The sequence below is a fragment of the Pseudomonas sp. PS01270 genome (assembly GCF_029959775.1).
Taxonomy (GTDB): domain Bacteria; phylum Pseudomonadota; class Gammaproteobacteria; order Pseudomonadales; family Pseudomonadaceae; genus Aquipseudomonas; species Aquipseudomonas atacamensis.
Genome location: NZ_JASCPT010000311.1, coordinates 1 through 255, shown reverse-complemented (window position 1 = coordinate 255; position 255 = coordinate 1). Strand labels below are relative to the sequence as shown.

General features: G+C 66.3%; 1 pseudogene. It reads left to right on the top strand.

The window, feature by feature from the left end:
* Positions 1 to 255, top strand: a pseudogene (locus QMX86_RS28315) (hypothetical protein); the annotation flags it as partial.

Here is a 255-nt window from a genome sequence, read left to right as displayed (position 1 = left end):
CAGTCGCATCTCTGGACGGGTTCGAATCATTTGAAACCCTGCGCTCGGTCATTTTGGGTACTTTTGTGCCAGCCCTCGACGAGCCGGCGCCGGGACGCTGGGTCAGCCATCCAGTGCAGTTCAGCGGTAAGGGCCGCCCGGGCGTGGGCGCCGTCGTGAGTTGGTACAACCCGGATGTGCAATGGGTGCCGCAGCTGCCCGTGGACGGTGAGCAATGGCGCGGAGACGCGGCGCGGGCACTGCCTCTGGGGGGGA